A 26,297-nucleotide genomic window follows, 5' to 3' on the forward strand; every position below is an offset into this window, starting at 1 on the left:
AAAATGATGGGTGAAGCGATTGAATCGTTTGTCCGTGTCGTGCCGCTGTCTTAGTTGAATGTTTTCGATGACGACGACACCGACATTTTCTTGCATCAGCCAGTCATACACGTCTCGTACGGTTTCACCAACGATGTTGTTTCGTTTATTCGCCCGCACATATTCGAGTTCATGGCAGTAAAACACCTTTGATTGAAGAAAGTTTCCCTGTTTCGAAACAATGCTTACGGCAATACGGTCAATGTTGATGTCAATACCAGCGATTCGTTCCGCTTGAATCGGTTCATCGTAGGTAAGTTCCCTGCCATATACCTCTTCTTCATAGACGAGATGGACATAATATTCCCCGTTTTTGCGTTTGATTTCGACAGTGTATGGTTGATATTCCATGATCGGCTTGCCTTTTGCATTCACTCCGACTTGTTCTCCCATGACGAGATCGATGATTTCCTCTTCATATTTTTCAGGAACGGACACAGGGAATCGTAAACGGGGAGCGTGCTTCCCTTCTTGTTGTCCAAGTGGATTCGCAATTTCCACATAACATTCATCAGTGTGATCGTCATACACTAGGCGAATATTTAAATTTCCTTTTTTGCTTTTATCGCCTCTGGCATACAACTGATTCGAGCGCACATCTTTCCATTCTTCGTTCGTGATTTTTCCTTTCAAGCGCTTATAAAAGTTCTGTTTCCCGCCAAAAATCACACGTGGAATCGTTCCTTGGCCGAGATGGTGCTTTAGCTCGGCTTCTTTCGCTTTGAGCTTTTCTAACCGTTGGTGCAATCCACCTAGACATGTTGGAAGATCGACTTTTTTCGGTGTTTTTCTTCCATGTTGATACTCATCGATTTTCTTTTCAGTTTTTTCGATTTTCACCTGCACATCCTCTAGGCGCATTGGAAGCAGCTCACGTTGAGAGGAAATCAGCGATTGAACAAGCAGGACCGCATCTTCGGCAAACCTTTTGTTGAGCCGAAATTGGTGTGGAAGGTGCTTGATGATGTCTTTTGCGTTCCATCCCTCCAGCAAACGGTTGAACGCGTATCGCTTCGCGGAACAAAAGACGCGCATCAGCTCATCTAATGAGCGAAGCTGTGATTCATCATGAGAAACGATTTTCATCACCCGAACCGTTTTCATCCCCTTGCCTTCCCCCTATGTTTGAATCCTTCAGAACATATATTCGCCAATTCTTCTTCATTTCCTTTTTACATGAGGAAGGGAGAGATGATTTTTTATCCTAAGACAGAAGACGATGGAAAAGATGGAGAACATCCACCTCTCCACGTCCAATAACAGGAGATATTTACATGATTTCATATTTATAGATGTTTATCTAACTGCTTATACCTCCGGTTCCTTGTTAGCTTATGCCGTTTTCTGCTTTATTAACCGCTTCTTACGCTATACATACTTTTGTTTCGCTTAATCCACTCTACTTATAGGAGGTGCCGAATCATGAAAAATCTGCCCGATTTTAGGCAATTAACAGACCGGCTTATTAATGAGCCGTCTGACGAACCAATGTTAGTGATTAAAACGAATTTGGATCCGAAACAAGCGACAGAAGAAAATCCTTATGCGCAAGGGAAGAAAAACGTTAGCAAAACGTTCGAAGCGTTTTTTAAAGGGGAGGAAGCATAATGGAGAAGACGCTGGCGTATTTAAGGGAAATTTTATCCAACTATCTGGAATATCACGATGACACCCCTCGACGCATTTATAAAAAGCTGCTAAGCAAGCCGTATAAAAGCGAAGGGGAATTTGTACGTGACCTGTCACAAGAAGAAACCGCATTTTTAGACCGCATTTTGCCTCATGAAATTCGCTATGCGATGGATGAGCGAGATTTTGAACGGGTATATCAGCTAAATGAAGTGTATGAACTGCTAATTTAACGTTTTTCCCGAGAAGTCTCCTTCCTCTAAACGAGAGTGAAGGAGGGAGATGAATCGGGAAGTTTTTGATTCTCAAAAAACGAACATATGTGCTATAATTAAACCATCCATCAAACAAAGAAAAAAGGAAATGCTCATGCTTCGTGGCCAAAAAGTGTTCTTCCGGGCATCAAAAGCGGATTTAGATCGATTGTACGCCTGCAATCGCGAATCTGCCCGTGTTTGGAATGAATGCCTCCGCTTAGCCAAAGAGCACTTCCTCCAACATGGATGATGGATCACCAAAAACGAACTGCAAAAACAAACGAAAAGAAAGTTCCATCTCCACAGCTAAACGATTCAAGCAGTCTGCCACAAATATCTCTTCGCAAGACAAGCTGCACACCAAGCGATCCAACAAGGACATCCTGCTCGTTATCCCTACAAGAAAAAGAAGTACTTCCCAACGAAATGGGCGAAAGACGGTTTCAAGGTTTACGAAAACGGAAAAATCGAACTGTCGATGGGCATTCATCACGGAAAACGGGAAAAGCCGATCGTCGTGTATGCGTCGCATATGCCAAAGGGAACGATCAAAGAAATCGAATGCTGCTGGGATCAAGGTCTTTATTTGGCTGTGACGTATGAAGATGGGCAAAAAGCAACAGCGTACAAACCGGGTTCCTCCATCGGAGTTGATCTTGGAGAAATACATACCATCGGCGCGTTTTGCGAAAACGGACAAGCCCTCCTCATCACGGGAAGAAAAATACGCTCCCTTCACCGGCTGCGGAATAAAAAACTGGCGGATATCCAGCGGCGTCAATCCAAATGTCAAAAAGGATCCCGTCAATGGAAAAAGTATGAGCGGGCGACACAATACGTGTTATCCAAATCCGAAAGACAGCTGGGGGATGCGCTCCATAAAATGACCAAACAATTTGTCGACTGGTGACTGGTGTTTGAAGCAATCCGCCTCCGATGTGTATATCGAAAACGTTGAAGGGGTGCAGCGCAACACGAGAAAGAAAAGCGGACAAGCCGCAAACAAGCGCAAAGACTCTCGAATTGGTCATTCGGGAAAGTGAAGAAGTATCTTAATTATAAGCTGGCCCAACACGGCATTCGCTTGCATGAAATCGAGGAATCGTATACAAGCAGACATGTCCTGTCTGCCAAAAGAGAAAAAAAGCATCTTCCCGCCTGTTTGTGTGCCGGTGTGGGTATGAGGAGCATCGTGACGTTCACGGCGTGAGAAATATCTTAAACAAAGCGCTGCACGGCGCCTTCAAACACTGGAACGTACAAATGAATCTGACGTATCTACGGATTGCGTAAGCAAGAAGTAGTAGAAGGGTTGGACCGCCCCATCGGTGTGATGCCGATGTTTTACTTGACCCATCCAGAAGACTTCCGATGAATTCATCGAGTAGAAGGAAACCGCCTTCTTCTGCGCAGAAGCTTCTTCGATGGAAATGGTAAGAAACTCCCACCTCTTCATGGGATGAAGGTGGGAGAGGTTCATAAAGCAAACTCCTTTGGGCTGGTGCGGAGGAGTTGATTATTTTTTAAAGGCGCTAATTAATCCTTTCAGCATTCCGTTCACTTGGTTGACGGTGTTGATCATTTGTCCCATCGTGTTCATCATTTTATTGATATCGTACGTGCCGTCTGAATTTTTAAACTGTGCCATTAATGATTGAATACCAGGCGCCGGCCCTGTCAACACCGGGCGGGGTTTTGGGTATGGCGTTGGATACGAAGTGGCAGCGGGATGCCCTTGGTGCACGCCAGGCCAATGAGTTGGCAGCATTGAAGCATAAGAATATGGATGATACGGATGCCATACATGTGGATACGGCATAGGAGCAGAAAACGGTGCAGAAAACGGACGCGGATACCGATACATATGCTTCCCCTCCCAATTTCTAGGCTGTCATCAGTATATGTACAAAAGCGGAAAAACGTGAGCAGGGACATGTCAGCAATTGTCGGAAGTTTTAATTTTCCGAATTTATAGTTCTTCTATATTTTTCATGGTACTATTAATAAAAAGGTGAAGGGGGAAAGCAGGATGAACATGGCGGAATTAAAAAACAAATTTATTGCTGTAAAAAACTACGAACCGGCGGATGTGAATGAATTGCTTGATTTCGCCCGCCACATGTATTTACGCGGGGAAATCACCATCGCCGAATACCGCGACCTTTCCCGCGAACTAGAACTTGCCGGTGCTTATAAACCGGACTATAAAAACGAGTATGCAGGCTTATAATAGAGGGCACTTTTCCCCTCTTTTTTTGCATATTTCGCCGTTGCTTACCCCAAAGTAATACCAAGGGGGTGTTTGTCATGGGTCGAGGCGTGCATTTTCAACATAAGTTAAAAGGCCATGACCACGAAAAACCGAAGCATGGAAACAATGTTCCACCGAAACATACGGAACGCGTCGAATACGAAATTAACACCGTTGCCACGGAAAACAACGGTCCTGTTTCCGTAAAAGTGGAAAAAGACTTATGACAATAAAAGCTGTCTTCTTTAGGAGACAGCTTTTTCACTCATTATTGCCCATTGCAGAGCTCTTGTTCCAAACGCTCCAATACGAGCGACAGCGTATATTCAACCGACCGGCAAAACTGCTTGATGCGCCGCTCAGAAACGGATGGGTAAAATGCTTCCACACTTATTTTTTCGATATTTTCCCCCACCGTTTCGATTTGAATCTCATGAATATGCTTCGGCTGCGCTTTTTTCACCCATGAGATGGCTATTTGTTTCCATTCATCCAACAATTGTTTTACTTGATCGGCAAACGGCTTCACCTCTGCAAAAAAGTCAGGCTCCCGTTTCCGCTCATGAGCCTGCCGGGAAATTGCTAGTATTTTTTGATTATAATCCAACAACTGTTCTGTCAACACTTTTAATTGTCTTTCCACGTCCATCTCCTCCAAACGCATACTTTCACTATACCATACCATTTGCGCCTGTAGGAAACAAATTACACAAAGTACAATTTCGAGGAAAGCGGAAGTCCCGGTTCCCGCTCCACATCAGCACGATGCAGCTGGCGCTCGACATTGGTCAGCTGTTCCTGCAGTTGGTCAAGCTGTATTTTATTTTGTTCGTAGCGTTCCTCAAGCACTTCGGCAATCACTTTTTCCATTTTCTCATCTACCTGCTGGATCAATTGAAAAATTTCCTGCAGCTCTCTTTCCACTTCCTCTTTTTTGACGAACCGCTTGCTCATTTCTTGTCTCCCCCATTCTTCATGCATGATGATAATCAATTCGCGATGGAACGCTGGCTCCCTGCCTATGTGACAAAACTAGAATTATTTCGGCAAAGAAAGTAGCAAACATCATAACTTCGAACAAATTCGACATATCCGTATTGCAGTATACGGTCAAGAAAAACAATGATTTGCGTAATCTTGTATGTAGTGAGATAATTTCAATATTTCTTGAATCCCCCCTTTTTTCGCTCTCCTGTGGTATAATAAAAAACATTCAAAGGAGATGAGGGTGGATGGCATTCAAATATCCCGGCGGAAGGATATACAGGACAAACGAAACCAATCAATCCGTCCGTCCATTTCAAGCCCATTACGGAAATCGGGGGATGACTCTCGAAGAAGATTTGAACGCGACGAATGAATATTACCGTGAACAAGGGATCGCTGTCATTCATAAAAAGCCGACACCAATACAAATCGTCCGTGTCGACTATCCAAAACGAAGCGCCGCCGTGATCAAAGAAGCATATTTTAAACAAGCTTCCACCACCGACTACAACGGCGTTTACCGCGGCAAATATATTGACTTTGAAGCAAAAGAAACGAAAAATAAAACATCATTTCCATTAAAAAATTTTCATGAACACCAAATTCACCACATGGAGCAAGTGATGCGGCATGGCGGAATTTGCTTTGTTATTTTGCGGTTTACCACACTGAATGAAGTGTATCTTCTCGATGCACATCATTTAATTGCTTACTGGCAAAAACAGCAGGCGGGCGGAAGAAAATCGATTCCGAAACGAGACATCGAACAGCACGGTCACTACATTGCACTTGGCTACCAACCGAGAATTGATTATATTAGTGTAGTAGAAAAAGTTTACTTTTCTCATTGATGAACCGATGCAAAATTCTAAGAAAGGCAGGATTCGCTTATGTCTGGTGAATATCGTTCTCGTGTGGAACGAAAACAAGCTGCAAAGCAGACTAAACAAAAGAAAGCGAAAAAGAAAAAGGGCTTTTCGCTTTTTAAAAAATTAGTTATTGCTGTTTTGCTGTTGATGGTGATCGGAATGGCAGGCGGAATTGCTACATTCGCTTATTTTATTAAAGATGCGCCGCCGCTTGATGAAGCAAAAATTAAAGATCCGCTTTCGTCCATTGTTTACGACATGGATGGCCATAAAGTGGCTGAACTCGGCCTTGACGGCTCTAAGCGCACATATATTTCTTATAAAGACATTCCAAAAGTGTTAGAGGATGCTGTATTGGCCACAGAAGATGCGCGCTTTTACGAGCATCACGGCGTCGACTTGATCCGGCTTGCCGGAGCGGTTGTCGCCAACATCAAAGATGGGTTTGGTTCGGAAGGCGGAAGCACCATTACTCAGCAGGTTGTAAAAATGACTTTTCTTTCTCCAGAAAAAACGTTAAAACGGAAAGCACAAGAAGCATGGCTTGCGCTACGTTTGGAGCAAAAATACTCGAAGCATGAAATTTTAGAAATGTATTTAAACAAAATTTATTATTCCGACAACATTTATGGTGTCGCTAGAGCGGCAGAATATTATTTTGGGAAAACAAATTTAAAAGATTTGACGCTGCCGGAAGCAGCGCTGCTCGCCGGGATGCCGCAGAGTCCAAACAACTACAACCCATATGATCACCCGGAAGCAGCGAAAAAACGCCGCGATGTCGTGCTGTCGCTTATGGCACAACATGGCTTTATCACAAAAGAAGAGGCAGAAAAAGCAAAACAGGTTCCGATTAAATCGATGCTGGTTGAACGGAAAAAGCATCAAAATTCCATTCCGTACGACGCATTTATCGATGAGGTGATCAAGGAAGTCACCGATCAAGCAAACGTCAACGTCTTTGAAGACGGACTAAAAATTTATACAACATTAGATCAGGATGCGCAACAATATGTAGAAGATCTATTAAATTCAGATACGCTATTTACCGATAAAAAAGATTTGCAGTCTGCTATTGCCCTAATAGATACAAAGACAGGTGAAATTCGCGCGCTCGGCGGCGGACGCCACCGGGAAAACGTGAAGTTTGGATTCAACTATGCAATCCAGCCTGTCGGCCAGCCTGGCTCGTCGATTAAACCTATTCTAGATTACGGTCCAGCCATTGAATATTTAAAATGGTCGACCGCTCATCAAATTGTCGACGAACCATACACTTACTCAAACGGAAAACCGATCCGCAACGCCGACAGAAGATACTTAGGACCGATTACAATGCGCTATGCGCTGGCAACATCGCGCAACATCCCGGCATTAAAAACGCTCCAAGCCGTTGGAAAAGAACGCGCCAAAGAATTCGCCAACCGGCTCGGCATGGGCTTTGACCAAGTCGAAGAAGCGTATGCTATCGGCGGTATCGCCAACCGCGTTTCTCCGCTGCAAATGGCTGGAGCATACAGCGCTTTTGGCAATAACGGTGTCTACATTAAACCGCATGCCGTCACAAAAATTGTCTTTCCGGACGGCACAGAGATGGACTTAAAACCGAAACCGAAAAAAGTGATGAAAGACTATACAGCGTACATGATTACCGATATGCTAAAATCGGTCGTCCAATATGGTACAGGAACGGCGGCTAACGTTCCGGGACTCCATATTGCCGGCAAAACGGGAACGACCAACTATCCAGCTGAAGTCGCAAGACAATACGGCCTGTCCGAACGCGCCGTGCCGGACAGCTGGTTTGTCGGCTACACGCCAAACTATACGGCCGCTGTATGGACCGGCTTTAGCAAACGAAGCAGCACCGCCGATTTATCAAAATGGGAACAACGCATTTCGAAACTGCTGTTTAAACAAGTTATTTCCCATGTGGACGACGGCGGCAGCGATTTTAAAATGCCGGATAGCGTGGTAAAACTGCCAATTAAAAAAGGAACAAACCCGCCAAAATTGGCAAGCAAATACACTCCGGAAAGCGAAATTATGTATGAATGCTTTGTCCGCGGTACGGAGCCGACCGAAACGGCGAAAGATGAACCAGAAACGCTGCCGTCCGTGACGGATTTGCAGGCGTCATATGACCAAGGAACAAATACCATTTCCGTTTCGTGGAAATATAGTGATAAACATGACAACACCATTTTTGAAGTACACATTAAAACCGACAAAGGGGCAGGTAATGTCGTAACGACGAAAGATGAAACGATTGCGATCAGCAACCCAACTCCAGGCGCTGTGTATACGATTGCTGTCTACGCCAAAGAAGACGAACTTACAAGCAAACCGGCGCTAACAAGCGTGCGGATTCCAGGGGGAGAAGAAAACGAAACTCCTTCTATCGATCAACCAAATGAAAATGGAAACAACCAGCAGCAGCCAGGCCAAAATAATAACGGCACCGACGAAAATCAAAACAATCATAACAACGGCAATGTCAATAATGGCGGCAATAATGGCAGCAACAATGGCGGCAACAATGGTGGCAACAATGGCGGCAACAACGGCGGCAACAATGGCGGCAATAATGGCGGCAACAATGGCGGCAACAATGGCGGCAACAATGGCGACAACAATGGCGACAACAACGGCCACAACAACGGCGGCAACAATGGCGGCAACAACAGCGGCAACAACGGTGGCACTGCGCCAACTACACCGCCGCCAATAAACAATAATGGGGCAATCAATGGAAATAACCAAGTCAAAAATGCATTCGGAACCAATGCGCAGCGCTCTGGTGCGGAAAATTAACGTAAACAACAAAAGGATGGCTCGCCTACCGAGCCATCCTTTTGTTTATCGCTATTTGCTTATATGCCAACTTCTCCGTCTCTCCAAACAGTTCACACAGTTGAATAAATGAATGATATACATCGCAGCGGTCAAAAATAAACTGCAGCCGTTCTAGACAGTTTACCGGCTTAACCGGCAAGGCGCGGATTTCTTCTTGCCAATGCCGCACATTGCTTACTCTCTTGCCGTTGAGCCAAAACAAACAAGAAAGCAAATAGGAAAGCCCGCGGATCATCGGCTGACGGGCGGCGCGGCGGTCGCGTTTGGCAAAGCAGTGTTCCAATATCGCTTTTTCCTCGTTCCATAATTGCTGTACCGCCGGAATCGATTGCTCGATATGCTCCCACGGAAACGGCTCACGCTCCGTCATATCATAATAAAAGGGCACGTTTTTCATCATCTGCGGAAAAGCTAGTTCATTTTTGACTTCGAACACTTCTCCCCCACGAAAAAACAGTGGGTGGGCAAATTCATTTGGCACCTGCACTGTTTTCATCCCTCTTTCGCATTCTCTTTTTTCCTTCCCGGCATAAATCAAGAAGTGGACAAACGTGACATTGCGGCGACTGTGCTTTGCAATGATAACGGCCGAAGAAAATCATGCGATGATGAGTAATAGACCATTCTTCTTTCGGGATTTTTTTCATTAACGTTTTTTCAACCTCTAAAACAGAATCGCTCCACCGGCAAAAACCGAGGCGCTTGCTGACGCGCTCAACATGCGTATCGACGGCGATAGCCGGGATGCCAAAAGCAACCGAAACGACTACATTTGCCGTTTTGCGGCCTACTCCCGGCAGTTTCATCAGTTCATCGCGGTCTTTCGGCACCTCGCCGTTATATTTCTCGATTAGCATCGCGCATAATTTTTGAATATTTTTCGCTTTGTTGCGGTACAAACCGATCGAGCGAATATCTTGCTGCAGTTCCTCGAGCGGCACGGCGACATAGTCTTCAGGAGTCTTATACTTCTCAAATAAACGCTTTGTCACTTTATTGACCAAGGCATCGGTGCATTGCGCGGATAAAACAACAGCGATTAACAATTCAAACGGATTGCGGTGCACGAGCTCGCAATGCGCGTTCGGAAACATTTCCCCCATTTTATCTAAACAGTAGCGAATTTGCTGTTTCGTAAGCACGGTCATTCTCCTTTCTATTTGCAAAGAAAAGCGAGAGACAATGCCTCTCGCTAAGATTCCAGCCAGTTAAAAAAAGGAATGGTTTGTTTATATTCGCTCGGTGCTGTCTTCGTTGATCGTGCGGACTGCTGATGTTTACGGAATTTTTTGCCGTAATGTTGCGCCTGCTCGATCGTACGTATTCCATTCTTTTTCCACTCAAATAAAATGCGGTCGATGTAGCGGAAATTCAATTTTCCCGACAGCACCGCTTCGCGAAGCGCCGCTTTAATAATCTGCGGGCTATGTCCGTCTTGGTCAATCCACATTGATAATGTTTCACATTCAAACGGTGAAAGCGGCCGGCCAAACTCTTGTTCAAACATGGTATATAAGCTTTCCTCTTCCTCTTGCTGATCCTGTCTTTCTTCTTTTGCCCACTCGGTGTATAAATATTGAACAAGCTTTTCCCAAAGCGGCTGCAGCGAATACTTTTCACTGCGGATTCCCTTTTCATCCGTATGCTCCTCAATGACAATAAATCCTTTTTGCAGCAGTCGACGGAGCATTTCCATGCATTCAGAAGGGGCAGCGGTCATTTTTTCGGCCAGCTCGGCCGGAGTAGGAAATAAAACACCGTCTTCGATAAAGGAATGCATATGTAATAATAACACGAACTCCCCTTCCGACAAACCGAGATACTTATAATGATTCAACAATAATTTGGGAACGGCGACGCTTCCTTGCGCCAGCCATTCGGCTATTTTCTTTTTATCCATGCGGATGCACCTCAACTATAGTATAACATTAACCGGATAAAAAAACCCCCTTTTTCTCGGGGGTTTTTCTCTTATGGATAAAGGCGGTTAAGCAAACGCGGAAACGGAATCGTTTCGCGAACGTGGTCGACGCCGCAAATCCAAGCGACCGTGCGTTCAAGTCCAAGACCAAATCCGGAATGCGGCACAGAACCGTATTGCCGCAACTCTAAATACCATTTGTACGCATCCAGCGGCAAATGATGCTCTTCGAGACGCTGCTTTAACAATTCATAATCATGAATCCGCTCGGAACCGCCGATAATTTCCCCGTATCCTTCCGGGGCAATTAAATCCGCGCATAATACCACTTCCGGACGGTTTGGATCCGGCTGCATATAAAACGGCTTTAAGCTCGTCGGATAATGGGTAATAAATACAGGCTTATCGAAACTTTCGGCAATTGCTGTTTCATGAGGCGCACCAAAATCATCACCCCACTGGATGTCGTTAAATCCTTTTTCATGCAACAACTGAATCGCTTCATCATACGTGATGCGCGGGAACGGCGGCTTGATGAGCTCCAGTTTCGTCGTGTCACGCTCTAGCCGTTTTAACTCCAGCTCGCAATGTTTCAACACAGATTGAACAAGATATGATACATATTCCTCTTGCAGTTTGAGATTATCTTCAAATTCATAAAACGCCATTTCCGGTTCAACCATCCAAAACTCAATTAAATGGCGGCGCGTTTTTGACTTTTCGGCACGGAACGTCGGACCGAAGGAAAATACTTTGCCGAGCGCCATCGCCGCCGCTTCCATATACAGCTGGCCGCTTTGCGACAAATACGCATCTTCATCAAAATATTTCGTATGGAACAGCTCCGTTGTTCCTTCCGGCGCGCTGCCGGTTAAAATCGGCGGGTCGATTTTCACAAAACCGCGGTCATTAAAAAATTCATACGTAGCGCGAATCACTTCATTGCGGATTTTCATAATCGCATGCTGGCGGCGCGAACGCAGCCAAAGATGGCGATGATCCATTAAAAACTCAATGCCATGCTCTTTTGGAGTAATCGGATAATCAACAGCCTCATGAATAATTTCTAAATTGGTCACCGAAAGCTCATATCCAAACGGAGAACGTTCGTCGACACGCACTGTTCCCGTTACGTATAGCGATGTTTCTTGGGTGATCGATTTGGCGATTTTAAAAACCTCTTCCGTTACCTTTGATTTTTCGACAACGCCTTGGATAAAGCCTGTCCCATCGCGCAGCTGCAAAAAGGCGATTTTGCCGCTTGAGCGCTTGTTGGCCAGCCAGGCACCGATCGTTACTTCTTGTCCAACGTAATTTTTTACTTCTGCAATCGTTGTTTTCACGTACATTTTCCCTCCAACATCTGTTCGAACACAATGTATGTACAATCATTCAATATTATACATTTCGACAAAAACAGAGGCAATAGAAAAGGCACTTGTCCATTAGGAAAGCGGCCTTGCTGGAAGCAAAGCCGCTTTGTTTATGCACGTTGCAGTTTGTTTTCCATAAATTGTTTGATGCGTTCGACTGCTTTTTCCAATACATCGAGCGAAGTGGCATATGACAAGCGGACATTGTCTGGAGCGCCAAATCCGGATCCTGGAACAAGCGCTACGTTTGCCTCTTCTAACAGTGCGGCAACAAATCCGTCTACCGTATCATATCCGGCCATTCGCGCCGCCTCGCGCACATTCGGAAATAAATAAAACGCTCCTTGCGGTTTCACGCAAGTAAATCCTGGAATTTGCACGAGTTTTTCATAAATAATGTTCAGCCGCTCTTCAAACGCTTGGCGCATTTCTTCAACCGGCTCTTGCGGACCGCTGTACGCGGCAATCGCTGCGTATTGGGCAATCGATGTCGGATTGGAAGTGCTGTGGCTGGCAAGATCGGTCATTGCCTTAATAATTTCTTTATTTCCAGCAGCATAGCCAATCCGCCATCCCGTCATCGAATGCGATTTGGACAAGCCGTTGATAATGATCGTTTGCGCTTTTAATTCCGGCGACAATTGCGCAATGGATACGTGTTTGGCGTTTCCGTACACCAATTTCTCATAAATTTCATCAGAAACGATCAAAATGTCATGCTCTAAGCAAACTTCGCCGAGCGCTTTTAGCTCCTCTTCCGTATAAATCATTCCCGTCGGATTGCTTGGCGAGTTGATGATCACCGCTTTTGTCCGCTCCGTAATGGCCGCTTTTAGCTGTTCCGGCGTGATTTTAAACTCGTTTTTCTCCAAGCCCTCGACATAAACAGGAACACCGCCGGCAAGCTTGACTTGCTCCGGATAGCTGACCCAATACGGCGTCGGAATGATAACCTCGTCTCCTTCATCTAAAATTACTTGGAACAGCGTATATAACGCATGTTTGGCACCGACGCAAACAATAATTTCCGAAGGTTCATACTGAAGCTGCTGATCTTTGGCAAATTTTTTGATGATTTCCGTTTTTAACGCCGGCAGACCGCCCGATGGCGTGTATTTCGTATGTCCTTCATTCATCGCCTTTACCGCTGCATCGATAATATGCTGCGGCGTATTAAAGTCCGGCTCGCCCGCGCCAAGGCCAATGACATCATAGCCAGCCGCCTTTAGTTCTTTCGCTTTGGCGGTAATGGCCAATGTCGTCGATGGTGTGAGTGAAGCAACACGTTTTGCCAGTTTCATCGTCTCTTCCCCCTAATTGTGTCATTGTTGAAAACTGTACCTCTTGAGAAATGTTCCATCTGTAAAACTTACATAATAAAACGAATAGCGGTCGTATTGATCAATATATGTTAACTCCCAAAGAGGCACTCCCTTTTCCATGCCGAGTCTGGCGGAAATAATTTTTTTCGGATGGCGCTCCGCCTTTAATGCGGCGATCGCTTCTGCTTCTGTAATGCCGCTTTCCGCCCGTTTGATGACAATCTTTCCCTTTTTCTCCGGAACCCAGACGACATATTTTTTCCCTTTTTTCGTCTTGCCGACAAAAACGATATACGCCTCTTCTCCATGGTATGTATAAATACGGTCAATCTGTGCGAAGGCGACTTTTTCTTTAGCACGCTCGAGCGCTTTCGCTTCCATGGACTGCTTTGGCCAAAGCGCGTCCTGATAAACGGAAACTGCCTGCCAAATGGCAAGACACAAAAAAATAAAAAGCAAAATTGTCCATTTTCTCATTGCTATCACATCTCACTACGTTCGATAGATCGTAAAAACCGCCTTGCTTTTATCGTTTTCATCTAAAGCAAGTCCAAACATAAGATTATTGCGCTTTAACGTCCGGTTTAAGCAATCGACGATTTTGTACAAATCATCGGAATGCTGAATTTTGACGGTCGCGAGCACTTCGATTTTACTTTCCATTTACATCGTTTCCTCCTGCGTGACACAAATTTTGTTACTTATACAGGCCGTCGTGAACGGCAACAATACAAATACAACAAACACAATACATGTTGTGCTTCTTCACTATTATAACAAGTTTGCCTGTTTATTTCATAAAAAATTTGCCCGCCTACACCACCAAAATCCATTTCACAAGCGCCTTGCTGCTGTATATGCGGCAAGGCGCTTTTTTTGATTCGTTTTTCCTCTTCCGAACCACTGCACATTGGCCAATCTAGCTATAGATTACGTTATTTTTTGATATTTATCAAAGCCATGTTTCGAGTTTTTGCAGCAGCCGATCCAGCGAATCTTCGCAAATCCCCAGGGATGGCAGCGAGTTTAGGAAGTATTTTCCGTACGACGCGGTCGTGAGACGGCGGTCAAAGACAAAGACCGCCCCTTTATCCTTTTCCGTGCGGATAAGCCTGCCGAATCCTTGTTTAAAACGAAGAATCGCTTCCGGGAGAGATAATTCATAAAAAGGATCTCCGCCTACGGCGCGAATGTGCTCGCTTTTTGCCTCCATCACCGGATCGTCCGGAGGCGCAAACGGCAGGCGAACGATCACCACGATCGTCAGCTCGTCGCCCGGCAAGTCGACTCCTTCCCAGAAATTGCTTGTCCCAAATAAAATCGCATGATCGAACTGTTGAAACGTTCTTGTCAGCTTTGCTGCGCTCCCGCTTTGCACCCCTTGGGCAATGAGAACAAAATCTTCATTCCTTTCCTCCATCTTCATCGCCGCTGCCGTTAATTTCAGCAATTCATAAGAGTTGAAAAGCACAAGCATTTTTCCTTTTATTTTCCTTGCAATTCTTCCTACCCCGTCCGCAACGGCTTCGGCATACTTTTCCAAGGCGGTGGAAGAAATGGCCGGCAAATCGGTCGGAATCATTAAAACCGCCTGTTCTTTATACGAGAAAGGAGACGGAATCGCGCGGCAAAGCGGATAAAAATCGCTGAGGCCAAGCCGCGATACCATATAGGCAAAACTGCCGTCGACCGTTAACGTTGCAGACGTAAGCACAACGCTTTTTTTCACCATAAACAGGCGCTCGGCAAAAAATTCATCCAACTGAATAGGCTACGAATACAGGGCAGTGGCGTTTGCCGCCCCCTTTTCTTCCGCTTCGATCCAGCGCACCACCATCGGATCGTCGCTTTCAAGCAAATCGAACAATGTGTCAATCCGTTGCTGCAAAGCGGAAACATCAGAAAAATACGAATAGGAGCTGGCTGGTTTGGGCGATGGCGTTTGTACATTGCATATCGACTGCAATCGCTTCGTTTTCTCCGCCAATTCCGCCATATGGCCGCGAATGCGCCAGCATAATTCTTTCACCGCGCTCCACTGCCGTCCGCCTTCCTTTTCCGGCGCAAAACGGTAACGACAGCGCCCCGATCTCGCTGTTTTTCTTTCTAGAGCATAACGGCGCAGCAGGCGGAACAATTCATCGCATTCAAACTGCATCTCCTGCAAAAGATGCTCGCAGCGCAAAAACGCATCTTCTGCATGCCAATGCTGCTCTGCAAACAGCTTCATTAATTTGGCCAATGAACCATTTTCACCCGCTTTTCCAATTTTCGTCAACAACAGCCGGATGGAAACATAGTCGACCTGCTGTCCGAAATAATGCGACGCCACTTCCTCTAAATGATGCGCTTCATCAATGATCATATGGTCATGCGCCGGAAGAAGCGGAGTGGAAGAAATGAGATCATGCAATAAAAACGCATGATTGGTGATCACGATATGAGCTTCTTCCGCACGCTGTTTTGCCCGCAAAAAGAAATTATATTTACTGGCGCTGTCCTCGTCATCGATGCATAAAGACGGCCAAAACAAGCGCGCGCCGGATGAGATATTCAGTTCATCTATATCCCCTGTCTCTGTTTGCATCAACCAAACAAGCAGCTGACATTTCAATAACACCATATCATACGTTGGATGAGGTTCGCGCAAAAAGGCAATAAACTTATCGACGGAAAGGTAGTTGCGCTTTCCCTTCAGCACCGCGACGCGCAGCGGAAAGGGAACGATCTTGTTCAAAAGCGGAATATCCCGCTCCAAAAGCTGCTGCTGCAGCTGCAGCGTATGGGTGCTAATAACGACCCGCTTTTGCTGCTCGTAGGCAAAAAAAGCGCTCGGAATTAAATAAGCGAGCGATTTGCCAATTCCGGTGCCCGCTTCAATTAAAGCGTGCTGGGGGGCATCCAGCGCTTCATAAACAAGCTTCATCATCTCCCATTGCCCGTCCCGCTTTTCATAATGATCGAGCGGGAGCCATTGCGGACCGGCATAAAACGCGGTAAAAGACGCCGGCGGATGGGAATCTTTGTCTTTTTCCGGCATGGGCTCAGGTTTTTTTAGCGCAATGCCGCGGTAAAATATATGTGGCGGTTCGTTTGCTAACGTTGTCATCTTTTCCATAATGATACCATCGAGCAACGAATGCAAATCGCTTTTCAAATAAGGGGACAAGCGCTTTAGCTGCTGCAGCGTCATGAGCGGAAGCTGGTGCAGACGATCGAACAGCTTTAGCAGCAGCTTTGCTGTTACTTCGGCATCGCTGTCCGCTTGATGGGGATGATCATGAGTAATATCGAGCAGTTTGGCCAAATCGCCTAATTTATAGCTCTCTGCTGTCGGCAGCACAATGCGGGCCAATTCCACCGTATCAATGGTTGGACCGGTAAAGAGCGGCAAGCCCGCCATTTGCAGCTCTTCTTGTAAAAAAGGCAAATCAAAAGAAACGTTATGGGCAACAAAATAAGACTGCTGCAGCATATCGACTATTTCCGCCGCTTTTTCGGCAAAGCTTGGCGCGTTTTCCACCATTTGTTCGTTAATATTTGTTAATTGTTGAACAAATGGAGGGATTGTCCGGTCGGGATTAAAAAAGCTAGAGAAACGGTTGACAATTTTTCCGTTTTCGACCACAACCATCCCAAGCTGAATAATGCGGTCTCCTTTTTTGGGGACATTCCCAGTTGTTTCTAAATCAATAACAACAAAACGTGCATTCATGTTATGTGGTCACCTCAAAATCAACGGCCTAACGAAAGGGGCTTTTCCGTATTTCGAAATAGCCCCTTTCCCTTGCTTTATTTTATAAAACCGTATGCGCCGGCTCTTCGACAATAAGCTGCTGGATACGGTTATTCTCGTCCATAATGGCGATTTTCGGACGGTGCTGGGCGATTTTCTCCTCCGGAATCATGACATAAGAAATGACAATAATGATGTCCCCCTTTTGCACGAGGCGCGCGGCTGCCCCGTTCAAACAAAATACCCCGCTGCCCCGCTCGCCGGGAATAATATACGTTTCAAAACGCGCACCATTATTATTGTTGACGATTTGCACTTTTTCATTAGCAACCATGCCGACGGCGTCTAAAATATCGGCGTCGATCGTAATGCTGCCAACATAATTTAAATTGGCTTCTGTCACACGGGCACGATGAATTTTCGCGTTCATTAATGTGCGGAACATAAACAATCCCTCCTTAGAAACCGGCTGTTACGCTATATCTAAGATAATGTTGTCGATCAGACGTGCATTTGCAAAACGGACCGCCACCGCAATGATCACTTTTCCAGCGAGCGTTTCGAGCGGTTTTAAGTCCGGATAAGAATAAATTTCCGCATAATCAATTTCACCGTGAGTATGGGTTTGAATATATTGTTTTACTAGCGCACAAACTGCCTCTGCGTTTCTTTCCCCGTTTTCGACAGCCGCTTTTGCCTGCAGCAGCGCTTTGTATAATGCTGGCGCCTCTTTTCGCTCCTCCGGCGATAAATAAACATTGCGGGAACTTTTGGCAAGACCGTCTTCCTCGCGAACGGTCGGCACCGCCACTAATTGAATCGGAAAATGAAAATCGCGAATCAACCCGTCCACCACCGCCACTTGCTGGGCATCTTTCAAACCAAAATAAGCGCGGTCCGGCATCACAATGTGAAACAGCTTGGTTAACACGGTAGCCACTCCGTCAAAATGGCCTGGCCGCGATTTGCCGCAAAGGACATCGACACGCTCTTTGACGACTACTTGCACGCTTAACGGGTGCGGATACATTTCCTTGACATCTGGAGAAAAGAAAACATCGACGCCATGTTCTTTGGCAATGCGCTGATCGCGTTCGAGATCGCGCGGATAGCGCTCAAAATCTTCATTTGGTCCAAACTGCAATGGATTGACAAACACGCTTAAAGCAACGATGTCATTTTCCTCACGCGCTTTTTTGATTAAAGCGACATGGCCTTCGTGCAAATAGCCCATCGTCGGGACAAAGCCGATCGTTTTTCCTTCGCGTCGGTATTGCTGCATGGCTGTTTGCATATCTTTTATCTTCGTTATCACCATCATGATTGTTTTCCTCCATAAAGCGCAGTCCACTCTTCTTCTTTCATCATAAACATATGGCTCGGCTCCGGAAACTGGCGCAGTTTGACGTCAGCGACGTAATTGGCAAGCGCGTGGGTAATCGCTTCTTGAATATTGGCGTATTTTTTCACAAATTTCGGAACCCGATCCACTCCATAACCGAGAATATCATGATAGACGAGCACTTGGCCATCGACTTCATCGCCGGCGCCGATGCCAATGACTGGTATTTCCAGCTCTTTCGTAACGGCGGCGGCGATTTGCTTTGGCACACATTCCAATACGAGCGCAATCGCGCCAGCCTGTTCGCAAAGCTTGGCATCATCGATTAATTTTTTCGCGCTTTCCGCATCTTTTCCTTGCACTTTATAACCGCCGAGAACCCCAACAGACTGCGGCGTCAGACCAAGATGGGCGACGACCGGAACTCCCGCCTGTGTCAAGGCGCGAATCACCTGAACGACATCGTCCGCACCTTCGACCTTCACGGCGTTCGCCCCGGATTGCTGCATAATCCGCTGTGCGTTGCGGAGCGCTTCTTCTTTTGATAAATGGTAGGACATAAACGGCATATCGGTGACAATAAACGTATTCGGCGCGCCGCGGCGGACCGCTTTCGTATGGTGAATCATATCTTCGACGGTAACTGGAATCGTCGAATCATATCCTAAAACGACCATGCCGAGCGAATCGCCAACCAAAATCATATCCACCCCCGCCGCTTCCGCCAGTTTCGCCGACGGAAAATCATAGGCGGTTACCATGACAATCGGCTCATTCGTTTTTTTCATTTTCAGAAAGTCCGTTTTCGTTTTCACCACTTATTCCCTCCTCTTTTTTTTGCAGAGGAGATGAATCGACCGAACAAAAAAGCCTTCTTTCTCTACCTTGAGAAAGAAGGACGTTCTTGACCATCATCGGCTGAGTTCACCCCTCTGTCCCAGTCCTTCTAAGGATCAAGGCAGATCGCATTTTTTGTTGTTTCCCTTGATGCACGGTGCAGTTCTTTCGCGAAAGATACTGCCCTTTTCCTTGTTCGTTTGTATTTTAACAAAATTGTCACAAGTTTTCTAGACGGTATTTTATAATTGAATATCCGCTGAATGAATATAATGAATATGTTTGTCCTCATCCTCAAGCATCAACAGCCCCTCGTCGGTGATGCCAAGAGCGGTTCCTTTTATGGAGCCGTTTAACGTGTGCGCCGTAATTTTTTTACCAATGCTGACGGCATACCCTTCCCATAACAGCTTAATCGGACGGAATCCATGCTGCAAATATTGGTGGTACAGCCGCTCCAGCTGCAGCAAAATTTCCTGCACGAGATGCGCGCGCTTGATCCGTTCGCCCTTTTCCATGGCAAGCGATGTCGCGACGGTGCGAATGTCTTCCGGAAACTGCTCGATCGTTTGGTTGACGTTCACGCCGATGCCGATAATGACGGAATGAACGCGGTCCGGATCAGCCTGCAGCTCCGTTAAAATGCCGACACACTTTTTTCCGTTCAATAAAATATCGTTCGGCCATTTAATATCGGGCACGAGACCGGTTACTTGCTGAATCGCCTGGCAGACCGCCACCGCTGTTAACAACGTCAGCTGCGGCGCCTTTTGCGGCGGAATTGGCGGGCGCAAAATGAGGCTCATCCAGATGCCCGTCCCTTTTGGCGAAAACCATTTGCGGTCCATGCGGCCGCGCCCTGCTGTCTGCTGCTCAGCAATGACGAGCGTTCCTTCTTTCGCCCCATCATAGGCAAGCCTCAAGGCGATTTTTTGCGTGGAATCGACTTCTTCCACAAAATGAACGAAATGACCAAACGTTTTCGTCTTGAGGCCGAGCTGAATTTCATTGGCGGTCACTTTATCGGGAGTGCTGACGATCCGGTAGCCGAGACGGCGCACCGCCTCGAGTTCAAACCCTTCTTTGCGCAGCTCTTCAATATGCTTCCACACAGCGGCGCGCGAACAGCCAAGTATTTCGCTGATTTTTTGCCCGGAAATAAAATCGCCGTTCGCTTCCGCAAATAGCTCTAACAATTTTTTTCTTGTATCCGATTGCGATCCATGAGCCATTCGTAAATCCGCTCCTTATGATTATCTACTTCTCCATGAATCACGGCGTGCTCAATTGCGGCGAGCATTTCTTTTACCCAAGGGCCGCCCGGTTTTTCGAACCATTCCATCAAATCCTTTCCGCTTACAGCCAGCTCATTTTTTGTTTTAATCGGAAGGGCAGCAAACATCTCGTTTAATATTTGGCGATGCTTTTCGACCGGTTCTCCGCTTATCACCGAACGAACCGTTTCCGCGGAAATGGCGTGTTCCAATCCAAAAACAAATAACCGCTCTTTCGTCCAGTCGCCAAATGAACGGATCGTCTGCAAAATCAAGAGCACTGCCTTCACTTCTTTAATCAGCCGATTCGGCAATTTCCAGGCACGCAAAAAGGCATCGGCATCGCCGATATGAAGCGCTTGGCACAACAGCCCCCAGCGCTGTCCGCGCGAGTCAAGCAGGTTCCAGTCGTAGCCGGCCGCTTCCTTTAGTTCACGCTCCTTATCGTGAAGCTGAGGCAAGTAGGAAAACAGACCCGTTTCCACCAGCAGGGATAAGCCGCGGCTGGCAAACGGCCCCTCGAGCAGCTTTTCAAATTCCATCGTCATCCGCTCTACCGAAATATGAGAAAGCAGTGAGGCGTTTTCGACAATCGCCCGCCTTGTTTCTTCGGCAAGAGAAAAGCCGAGCTGGCTGACAAAGCGGATCGCCCGCATCATTCGTAAAGCGTCTTCGGAAAAGCGCTGCTTTGCTTCACCAACGGTGCAAATGACCTGCTTTTTTATGGCATCTTGCCCGCCGAACGGATCGATCAGCTTTTCTTCTTCGTCCATGGCGATCGCATTCATCGTAAAATCACGGCGCTTTAAATCTTCATAAAGAGAACGGACGAATGTCACTGATTCCGGCCGGCGGTGGTCTTCATAGTCGCCGTCCGTGCGGAACGTAGTCACTTCATACGGAGTCCCTCCGCAAATAACGACGACGGTGCCATGCTGCGAACCGATATCAATCGTTTTCGGAAACAATTTCATGACTTCATGCGGCAGCGCGCTTGTCGCGATATCGATATCGCCAATTTTCCGCCCGAGCAAAAGGTCGCGCACCGCCCCACCGACAAAATACGCTTCATACCCGTGCTGTTTTAGCTGGCGAATGATGCCAAGCGCTTTTTGAAAAGGTTCTTTCATGGACTCACCTCTTTGCGAGCGAAACATAAATATCTTCATACTGTTCGACAATTTCTCTGGAATGAAACTTTTTATATACGGTTTGGACTGCCTGTTTAGCCATATACATATGAAGATGTGGATCGGTTAAAATCCGCATTGCTTTCTCTGCTATTTCTTCGACATTGCCAAGTTCGCATAAAAATCCTGTTTCCCCGTCTTCAATCACTTCCGGAATGCCGCCAATCGTTGTGCCGATGCACGGCACGCCGCAAGCCATTGCCTCGAGAAGGACGAGACCAAAACTTTCTTTTTCCGACAATAGCAACATGACATCGCTGATCGAATACAGTTCATCAAGCTTGTCCTGCTTTCCTAAAAAGTGCACGTCTTCCTGAAGCCCAAGCTCCCTGACTAAGCGGCAAACGACCGGCATTTCCGGGCCATCGCCAACAAGCAAAAGCTTTGCCGGCAACTGTTTGCGAATAAGCGAGAACGCACGCACGACATCAGGGACCCGCTTCACTTTGCGAAAGTTGGATACATGAATGATCACTTTTTCATTTTCGCCAATTCCGTATTCCTTTTTTAAGTAGCTGACATCTTTGCGGCAATATACCCGTTCATCGACAAAATTATAGACGGTTTGGATCGGCTTTTGCACGTCAAGCAGCTCATACGTCTGCCGAACGAGCGCGTTAGAAACGGCGGTAACGACATCGGATTGTTCAATGCCGAATTTAATCATATCGCTCAGCGAAGGATCGTATCCTAAAATGGTAATATCCGTCCCATGCAATGTCGTGACAATCTTTAATTTCCCCCCGACCATCTGCCGCGCGAGCACGGCGCAAACGGCGTGCGGGACGGCATAATGGGCATGCAGCACATCCAGCTGCTCGCGTTTCGCCACTGCAGCAATTTTGTTGGCAAGCGCTAAATCGTACGGCGGATATTGAAAAACGGAATATTGGTTGACGCTCACTTCATGATAATAAATATTGCCGTATATTTTATTTAGGCGAAACGGCATGCTTGAAGAAATAAAGTGAATTTCATGGCCTTTTTCCGCCAGCAGTTTTCCCAACTCTGTGGCGACAACGCCCGAACCCCCTACAGACGGGTAACAAACGATGCCTATTTTTAGCTTCATCGTCACACTCCTAGCAAATCATGAATATGAATTGGCTTTTTGGTGAAAAAGCCTTCAGCGAACATAACGCCGACTTCTTTCCCGAACAGGCGTTCGCGGCTTTCGATGGTTTCAATATAACCGTTTGTAAGCGGCGTATCAACCGAACCCGCTGTCTTTGTAAATTGGCTTTCATAAGCGCGCAAGCTGGCGATTTTTTTCTCGATCGTATCGCTAATGTCGATGACAAAATGCGGACGGTCCCAGGCGTTAATCATGTAATAATAGACAGAAGACACACGATGAGCCAGCAAACCCGGTTCCGCTTGGTAACGGCGGATGCCGGCGGAAAAAACTGCTTCTTCGACAAGCCGGGCGCAATGTCCGTGGTCCGGGTGGCGATCCACCCAGTAAGGCGCAAACACTACAAGTGGACGATAGCGCCGGATGACAGTAACAATGTTTTTAATTGCTTCCTCGGTCGGATATAAACCACGGTCGGGGAGTCCAAGGTTGATTCTCGTGGCAACGCCTAAAATACGCGCGGCATTGTTCGCTTCCTGTTGCCGCCGTTCGACCGTGCCGTTGGACGACAATTCGGCAAGCGTTAAATCGCAAATGCCGATGCGGTAGCCTTTCTCCGCGTACTTCGCAATCGTTCCGCCCATGCCGATTTCGACATCATCGGGATGGGCGCCAAACGCCAGTATATGCAGCTCCTCATTCATCGTCTTCACCTTTTCTGCCGCGGACAATATTGCGCCACGCAAAATCGCCGCGTTCTAATCCTTTGATTAAAATTTCCGCCGTCCCCATATTCGTTGCCAGCGGTACAGAGTACACGTCGCATAAACGAATCAAGGCGCTCACATCCGGTTCGTGCGGCTGCGCCGTAAGCGGGTCGCGCAGAAAAATAACCATATCTATTTCATTGCGGGCAATCATTGCGCCGATTTCCTGGTCTCCTCCGTACGGACCAGATTGAAAGCGATGGATGTGCAGCCCGGTTGCTTCTTGAATGCGAAGGCCGGTTGTGCCGGTCGCATATAATTCATGCTGCGCCAAAATCGGCTGATAGGCGGTTACGAATGCAATCATATCCTCTTTCTTTTTATCATGCGCGATTAATGCGATTTTCACGATAGCACCCCCGCTCGTTTTTGCTTATTGTTTCTCGCTAGGCCTGCAGCAGCGCTACTCGATAATATGTTCTAACCCGTATACAAGCGTATGTAACTTCATCACCGTTTCGACAGACAACTTTACGCCTGACATAAACGAACCTCGGTGAAAAGAATCGTGGCGAATCGTTAACGATTGGCCGTTGCCGCCGAAAATCACTTCCTGATGGGCGACCAATCCAGGCAGCCGGACGCTGTGGATCGGAATGCCATCATATGTTGCGCCGCGCGCCCCGGCAAGCGTTTCTTTTTCATCGGGGTGCCCTTGTTTTTTCGATGGACGCACCGTGGAAATGAGCTGCGCTGTTTTCAATGCTGTTCCCGATGGAGCGTCTAATTTTTGATCGTGATGCAATTCAATGATTTCGACATCAGGAAAATATTTGGCTGCCATTTGCGCAAATTTCATCATTAGCACCGCGCCGACCGCAAAGTTAGGAGCAATGATCGCGCCAATTTCTTTTTCTTCCGCCAATGCAGTCAGCCGTTTAATATCTTCATCCGTAAAGCCGGTCGTGCCGACAACCGGACGGACTCCGTAGTGAAGCGCGATTTCCGCATGTTTTTTTCCTGCTTCCGGTGTCGTTAAATCGATGAGCACATCCGGTCTGACTTCCTCAAAACATCGGGCCGCATCGGTGTAAATCGGAGCGTGGATGCCGAAAAACCCTTCGATGTCCGCTAAGTCTCCGCCGTCATTTTTCCGGTCAATGACGCCGACAAGTTGAAAATGCTCGGTCTTTTGTACAAGCAAAACGGCTTCACGCCCCATGCGGCCGCGCGGGCCAGCAATGGCAATGCGAATCGTTTCCATGACTATTTCTCCTCCTCTTTTCGTGTCCAACGGTCTTTATCACGGGTGCGGAACTTTTTCATCACCATATCATGCGCCTCTTCTAAATCAATGTTTAAAGAGTTGGCAAAACAAATGAGCACAAATAACAAATCGCCGAGTTCTTCCGCCACCGTTTTTTCTTTTTCCGTCTGTTTTTTCGGCTTTTCCCCATAATAATGGTTGACTTCCCGCGCCAGTTCGCCAAGCTCTTCCGTCAGCCGTGCCAGCATTGCCAGCGGGCTGAAATACCCTTCTTTAAATTGGCTAATATATTCGTCGACTTCTTGTTGCAGTTGCTTGATTGTTTTTTCCTGCATCCATGTCACCTCTCATGTTTTCATGTTAGCGAAAAGCGGCGTTTTTGACAAATATTTTCGCACGCCGCCTGTCCGCGTTGCCTGAATGGACAACTTCATCTATAATTAAGGACGCCGACTACTCTGAATATGGAGGGAATGTATGATTTTCGGGCTAAAAATAAAAAACATCCTTTTCATTTTGCTTGGCGCTGCGATTTTTGCGTTTGGGCTTGTCCATTTTAACATGCAAAATAATTTAGCAGAAGGCGGCTTTACCGGAATCACGCTGCTGCTTTACTTTTTGTTTGACATTGATCCGTCCTATACAAACTTGGCATTAAATATTCCGCTCTTTTTTATTGGTTGGAAATTGCTTGGCCGCCAAACTTTTTTATACACGATTATCGGAACCATTAGCGTTTCTCTCTTTCTTTGGATTTTTCAACGCTACACCATTCATATGCCCCTGAAACACGATATGACGTTGGCCGCATTGTTTGCCGGCGTCTTTATCGGCGTCGGCCTTGGCATTATTTTCCGCTACGGCGGAACGACCGGCGGCGTCGACATTATCGCCAGACTCGTCTATAAATATAAAGGAATCAGCATGGGAAAAACGATGTTTACGTTTGATGTGGTCGTCATCACCCTTTCCTTGCTGTATCTTTCATATCGTGAGGCGATGTATACGCTTGTGGCGGTGTTCATCGCGGCCCGCGTCATTGATTTTATGCAGGAAGGCGGCTATGCGGCAAAAGGAGCGACGATTATTTCGGAAAAGAGCGAGGAAATCGCCAACCGGATTTTAACAGAAATGGACCGCGGTGTCACGATATTAAAGGGGCAAGGTTCCTACACGAAACGCGACCGCGATGTGCTGTACTGCGTGGTAGCAAAAAATGAACTGCCGCGTCTGAAAAGTGTCATTACTTCCGTCGATCCCCATGCGTTTGTGGCGGTCACAGACGTTCATGATGTGCTCGGCGAAGGCTTTACGCTTGATGAGCGAAAACAGCCTATTGAACAATAAAAAGGGGCACAATGCCCC

31 protein-coding genes and 2 pseudogenes are annotated in these 26,297 nt (G+C 46.7%); 10 read left to right on the forward strand and 23 right to left on the reverse strand.

Features of this window, described 5'->3' with window-relative positions:
* Positions 1-1,143, reverse strand: a 1,143-nt coding sequence (locus GCA01S_RS10365; RefSeq protein ID WP_042409718.1) for a transposase, incomplete at its 3' end; no start/stop codon positions are given.
* A gap of 318 nt (positions 1,144-1,461) precedes the next feature.
* On the opposite strand from GCA01S_RS10365, the gene GCA01S_RS10370 reads away from it, so the two are divergent.
* Positions 1,462-1,647 carry a hypothetical protein gene (locus GCA01S_RS10370; RefSeq protein WP_017436716.1) on the forward strand — a complete coding sequence of 62 codons (186 nt, stop codon included), beginning with the start codon at positions 1,462-1,464 and terminating at the stop codon, positions 1,645-1,647.
* Entirely contained in the window at positions 1,647-1,901 is a 255-nt protein-coding gene (locus tag GCA01S_RS10375) for a sigma-G-dependent sporulation-specific acid-soluble spore protein CsgA (protein ID WP_017436715.1), read from the forward strand. Before GCA01S_RS10370 ends, GCA01S_RS10375 begins: the two co-directional genes overlap by 1 nt.
* A gap of 241 nt (positions 1,902-2,142) precedes the next feature.
* Here the strand turns inward: GCA01S_RS10375 and GCA01S_RS20965 are convergent, their stop codons facing one another.
* A complete protein-coding gene (locus GCA01S_RS20965) occupies positions 2,143-2,298 on the reverse strand; it encodes a hypothetical protein (RefSeq protein WP_255212281.1) in 156 nt (51 codons plus the stop codon).
* Between the two features lie 105 nt (positions 2,299-2,403).
* Between GCA01S_RS20965 and GCA01S_RS20970 the strand changes: the two genes are divergently transcribed.
* The 3 genes and pseudogenes from GCA01S_RS20970 to GCA01S_RS20980 all read left to right on the forward strand — a co-directional run bounded on the left by GCA01S_RS20970 (position 2,404) and on the right by GCA01S_RS20980 (position 3,218).
* Positions 2,404-2,835 carry a transposase gene (locus GCA01S_RS20970; protein WP_244380143.1) on the forward strand — a complete coding sequence of 144 codons (432 nt, stop codon included), beginning with the start codon at positions 2,404-2,406 and terminating at the stop codon, positions 2,833-2,835.
* A 7-nt stretch (positions 2,836-2,842) separates the two neighbouring features.
* Entirely contained in the window at positions 2,843-2,968 is a 126-nt protein-coding gene (locus GCA01S_RS20975) for a hypothetical protein (protein WP_255212282.1), read from the forward strand.
* Positions 2,965-3,218, forward strand: a pseudogene (locus GCA01S_RS20980) (zinc ribbon domain-containing protein). Before GCA01S_RS20975 ends, GCA01S_RS20980 begins: the two are co-directional and overlap by 4 nt.
* Before the next feature lie 223 nt (positions 3,219-3,441).
* Here the strand turns inward: GCA01S_RS20980 and GCA01S_RS10385 are convergent.
* On the reverse strand, positions 3,442-3,789 hold the full coding sequence (locus GCA01S_RS10385) for a YppG family protein (RefSeq protein WP_017436714.1): 348 nt from the start codon (positions 3,787-3,789) through the stop codon (positions 3,442-3,444).
* 165 nt (positions 3,790-3,954) lie between these two features.
* On the opposite strand from GCA01S_RS10385, the gene GCA01S_RS10390 reads away from it, so the two are divergent.
* Positions 3,955-4,155 (forward strand): YppF family protein, encoded by a 201-nt coding sequence (locus GCA01S_RS10390; protein WP_017436713.1) that lies wholly within the window; start codon positions 3,955-3,957, stop codon positions 4,153-4,155.
* A gap of 77 nt (positions 4,156-4,232) precedes the next feature.
* Entirely contained in the window at positions 4,233-4,403 is a 171-nt protein-coding gene (locus GCA01S_RS20565; protein WP_017436712.1) for a hypothetical protein, read from the forward strand.
* A 41-nt stretch (positions 4,404-4,444) separates the two neighbouring features.
* On the opposite strand, the gene GCA01S_RS10395 is transcribed toward GCA01S_RS20565, so the two are convergent.
* Complete coding sequence (locus GCA01S_RS10395) at positions 4,445-4,819, reverse strand: YppE family protein (protein ID WP_042409720.1); 375 nt, start codon at positions 4,817-4,819, stop codon at positions 4,445-4,447.
* A gap of 62 nt (positions 4,820-4,881) precedes the next feature.
* Positions 4,882-5,130, reverse strand: a complete 249-nt coding sequence (locus GCA01S_RS10400; RefSeq protein ID WP_042409721.1) for a hypothetical protein — start codon at positions 5,128-5,130, stop codon at positions 4,882-4,884.
* Between the two features lie 278 nt (positions 5,131-5,408).
* Between GCA01S_RS10400 and recU the strand changes: the two genes are divergently transcribed.
* Both recU and GCA01S_RS10410 read left to right on the forward strand, forming a co-directional pair.
* A complete protein-coding gene (gene recU / locus GCA01S_RS10405) occupies positions 5,409-6,014 on the forward strand; it encodes a Holliday junction resolvase RecU (protein WP_017436709.1) in 606 nt (201 codons plus the stop codon).
* Positions 6,015-6,053: 39 nt separating this feature from the next.
* The gene (locus GCA01S_RS10410) at positions 6,054-8,846 is read left to right on the forward strand and encodes a PBP1A family penicillin-binding protein (RefSeq protein ID WP_042409722.1); all 2,793 of its coding nucleotides are present in this window, start codon (positions 6,054-6,056) and stop codon (positions 8,844-8,846) included.
* A gap of 25 nt (positions 8,847-8,871) precedes the next feature.
* Here GCA01S_RS10410 and GCA01S_RS10415 read toward each other — a convergent pair whose 3' ends face one another.
* The 18 genes and pseudogenes from GCA01S_RS10415 to GCA01S_RS10495 all read right to left on the reverse strand — a co-directional run bounded on the left by GCA01S_RS10415 (position 8,872) and on the right by GCA01S_RS10495 (position 25,267).
* A complete protein-coding gene (locus GCA01S_RS10415; RefSeq protein WP_155835567.1) occupies positions 8,872-9,384 on the reverse strand; it encodes a YpoC family protein in 513 nt (170 codons plus the stop codon).
* The gene (gene nth / locus GCA01S_RS10420) at positions 9,359-10,030 is read right to left on the reverse strand and encodes an endonuclease III (RefSeq protein ID WP_017435835.1); all 672 of its coding nucleotides are present in this window, start codon (positions 10,028-10,030) and stop codon (positions 9,359-9,361) included. Before nth ends, GCA01S_RS10415 begins: the two co-directional genes overlap by 26 nt.
* Before the next feature lie 50 nt (positions 10,031-10,080).
* Complete coding sequence (locus tag GCA01S_RS10425) at positions 10,081-10,788, reverse strand: DnaD domain-containing protein (protein WP_042409728.1); 708 nt, start codon at positions 10,786-10,788, stop codon at positions 10,081-10,083.
* 71 nt (positions 10,789-10,859) lie between these two features.
* Positions 10,860-12,152, reverse strand: a complete 1,293-nt coding sequence (asnS, locus tag GCA01S_RS10430) for an asparagine--tRNA ligase (RefSeq protein WP_026078513.1) — start codon at positions 12,150-12,152, stop codon at positions 10,860-10,862.
* Positions 12,153-12,292: 140 nt separating this feature from the next.
* Positions 12,293-13,483, reverse strand: coding sequence for a pyridoxal phosphate-dependent aminotransferase (locus GCA01S_RS10435; protein ID WP_042409732.1), 1,191 nt, complete (start codon positions 13,481-13,483; stop codon positions 12,293-12,295).
* A 21-nt stretch (positions 13,484-13,504) separates the two neighbouring features.
* Positions 13,505-13,981, reverse strand: a complete 477-nt coding sequence (locus GCA01S_RS10440; RefSeq protein WP_017435839.1) for a cell wall elongation regulator TseB-like domain-containing protein — start codon at positions 13,979-13,981, stop codon at positions 13,505-13,507.
* 15 nt (positions 13,982-13,996) lie between these two features.
* Positions 13,997-14,167, reverse strand: a complete 171-nt coding sequence (locus GCA01S_RS19370; protein WP_017435840.1) for a YpmA family protein — start codon at positions 14,165-14,167, stop codon at positions 13,997-13,999.
* A gap of 289 nt (positions 14,168-14,456) precedes the next feature.
* Positions 14,457-17,219, reverse strand: a pseudogene (gene dinG / locus GCA01S_RS10445) (ATP-dependent DNA helicase DinG).
* Between the two features lie 82 nt (positions 17,220-17,301).
* Entirely contained in the window at positions 17,302-17,685 is a 384-nt protein-coding gene (panD, locus tag GCA01S_RS10450) for an aspartate 1-decarboxylase (protein ID WP_017435842.1), read from the reverse strand.
* A 27-nt stretch (positions 17,686-17,712) separates the two neighbouring features.
* Positions 17,713-18,561, reverse strand: a complete 849-nt coding sequence (panC, locus tag GCA01S_RS10455; protein ID WP_017435843.1) for a pantoate--beta-alanine ligase — start codon at positions 18,559-18,561, stop codon at positions 17,713-17,715.
* Complete coding sequence (gene panB, locus GCA01S_RS10460) at positions 18,558-19,397, reverse strand: 3-methyl-2-oxobutanoate hydroxymethyltransferase (protein ID WP_026078514.1); 840 nt, start codon at positions 19,395-19,397, stop codon at positions 18,558-18,560. Before panB ends, panC begins: the two co-directional genes overlap by 4 nt.
* 264 nt (positions 19,398-19,661) lie before the next feature.
* The gene (locus tag GCA01S_RS10465; RefSeq protein ID WP_017435845.1) at positions 19,662-20,651 is read right to left on the reverse strand and encodes a biotin--[acetyl-CoA-carboxylase] ligase; all 990 of its coding nucleotides are present in this window, start codon (positions 20,649-20,651) and stop codon (positions 19,662-19,664) included.
* Entirely contained in the window at positions 20,609-21,823 is a 1,215-nt protein-coding gene (locus GCA01S_RS10470) for a CCA tRNA nucleotidyltransferase (protein WP_017435846.1), read from the reverse strand. The genes GCA01S_RS10465 and GCA01S_RS10470 overlap by 43 nt, the downstream gene beginning before the upstream one ends.
* A gap of 4 nt (positions 21,824-21,827) precedes the next feature.
* Positions 21,828-22,955 carry an N-acetyl-alpha-D-glucosaminyl L-malate synthase BshA gene (bshA, locus tag GCA01S_RS10475; protein ID WP_017435847.1) on the reverse strand — a complete coding sequence of 376 codons (1,128 nt, stop codon included), beginning with the start codon at positions 22,953-22,955 and terminating at the stop codon, positions 21,828-21,830.
* Between the two features lie 2 nt (positions 22,956-22,957).
* Positions 22,958-23,662 (reverse strand): bacillithiol biosynthesis deacetylase BshB1, encoded by a 705-nt coding sequence (gene bshB1 / locus GCA01S_RS10480; protein ID WP_042409735.1) that lies wholly within the window; start codon positions 23,660-23,662, stop codon positions 22,958-22,960.
* Complete coding sequence (gene mgsA, locus GCA01S_RS10485; RefSeq protein ID WP_017435849.1) at positions 23,655-24,074, reverse strand: methylglyoxal synthase; 420 nt, start codon at positions 24,072-24,074, stop codon at positions 23,655-23,657. The genes bshB1 and mgsA overlap by 8 nt, the downstream gene beginning before the upstream one ends.
* A gap of 54 nt (positions 24,075-24,128) precedes the next feature.
* Positions 24,129-24,929 carry a 4-hydroxy-tetrahydrodipicolinate reductase gene (dapB, locus tag GCA01S_RS10490; RefSeq protein ID WP_017435850.1) on the reverse strand — a complete coding sequence of 267 codons (801 nt, stop codon included), beginning with the start codon at positions 24,927-24,929 and terminating at the stop codon, positions 24,129-24,131.
* 2 nt (positions 24,930-24,931) lie between these two features.
* The gene (locus GCA01S_RS10495) at positions 24,932-25,267 is read right to left on the reverse strand and encodes a nucleotide pyrophosphohydrolase (RefSeq protein ID WP_017435851.1); all 336 of its coding nucleotides are present in this window, start codon (positions 25,265-25,267) and stop codon (positions 24,932-24,934) included.
* Between the two features lie 142 nt (positions 25,268-25,409).
* Between GCA01S_RS10495 and GCA01S_RS10500 the strand changes: the two genes are divergently transcribed.
* Positions 25,410-26,279: a YitT family protein gene (locus tag GCA01S_RS10500; protein WP_017435852.1), complete on the forward strand. Its 870-nt coding sequence runs from the start codon at positions 25,410-25,412 to the stop codon at positions 26,277-26,279.
* The last annotated feature ends 18 nt before the right edge of the window (positions 26,280-26,297 follow it).

Source organism: Parageobacillus caldoxylosilyticus NBRC 107762, assembly GCF_000632715.1.
GTDB lineage: Bacteria > Bacillota > Bacilli > Bacillales > Anoxybacillaceae > Saccharococcus > Saccharococcus caldoxylosilyticus.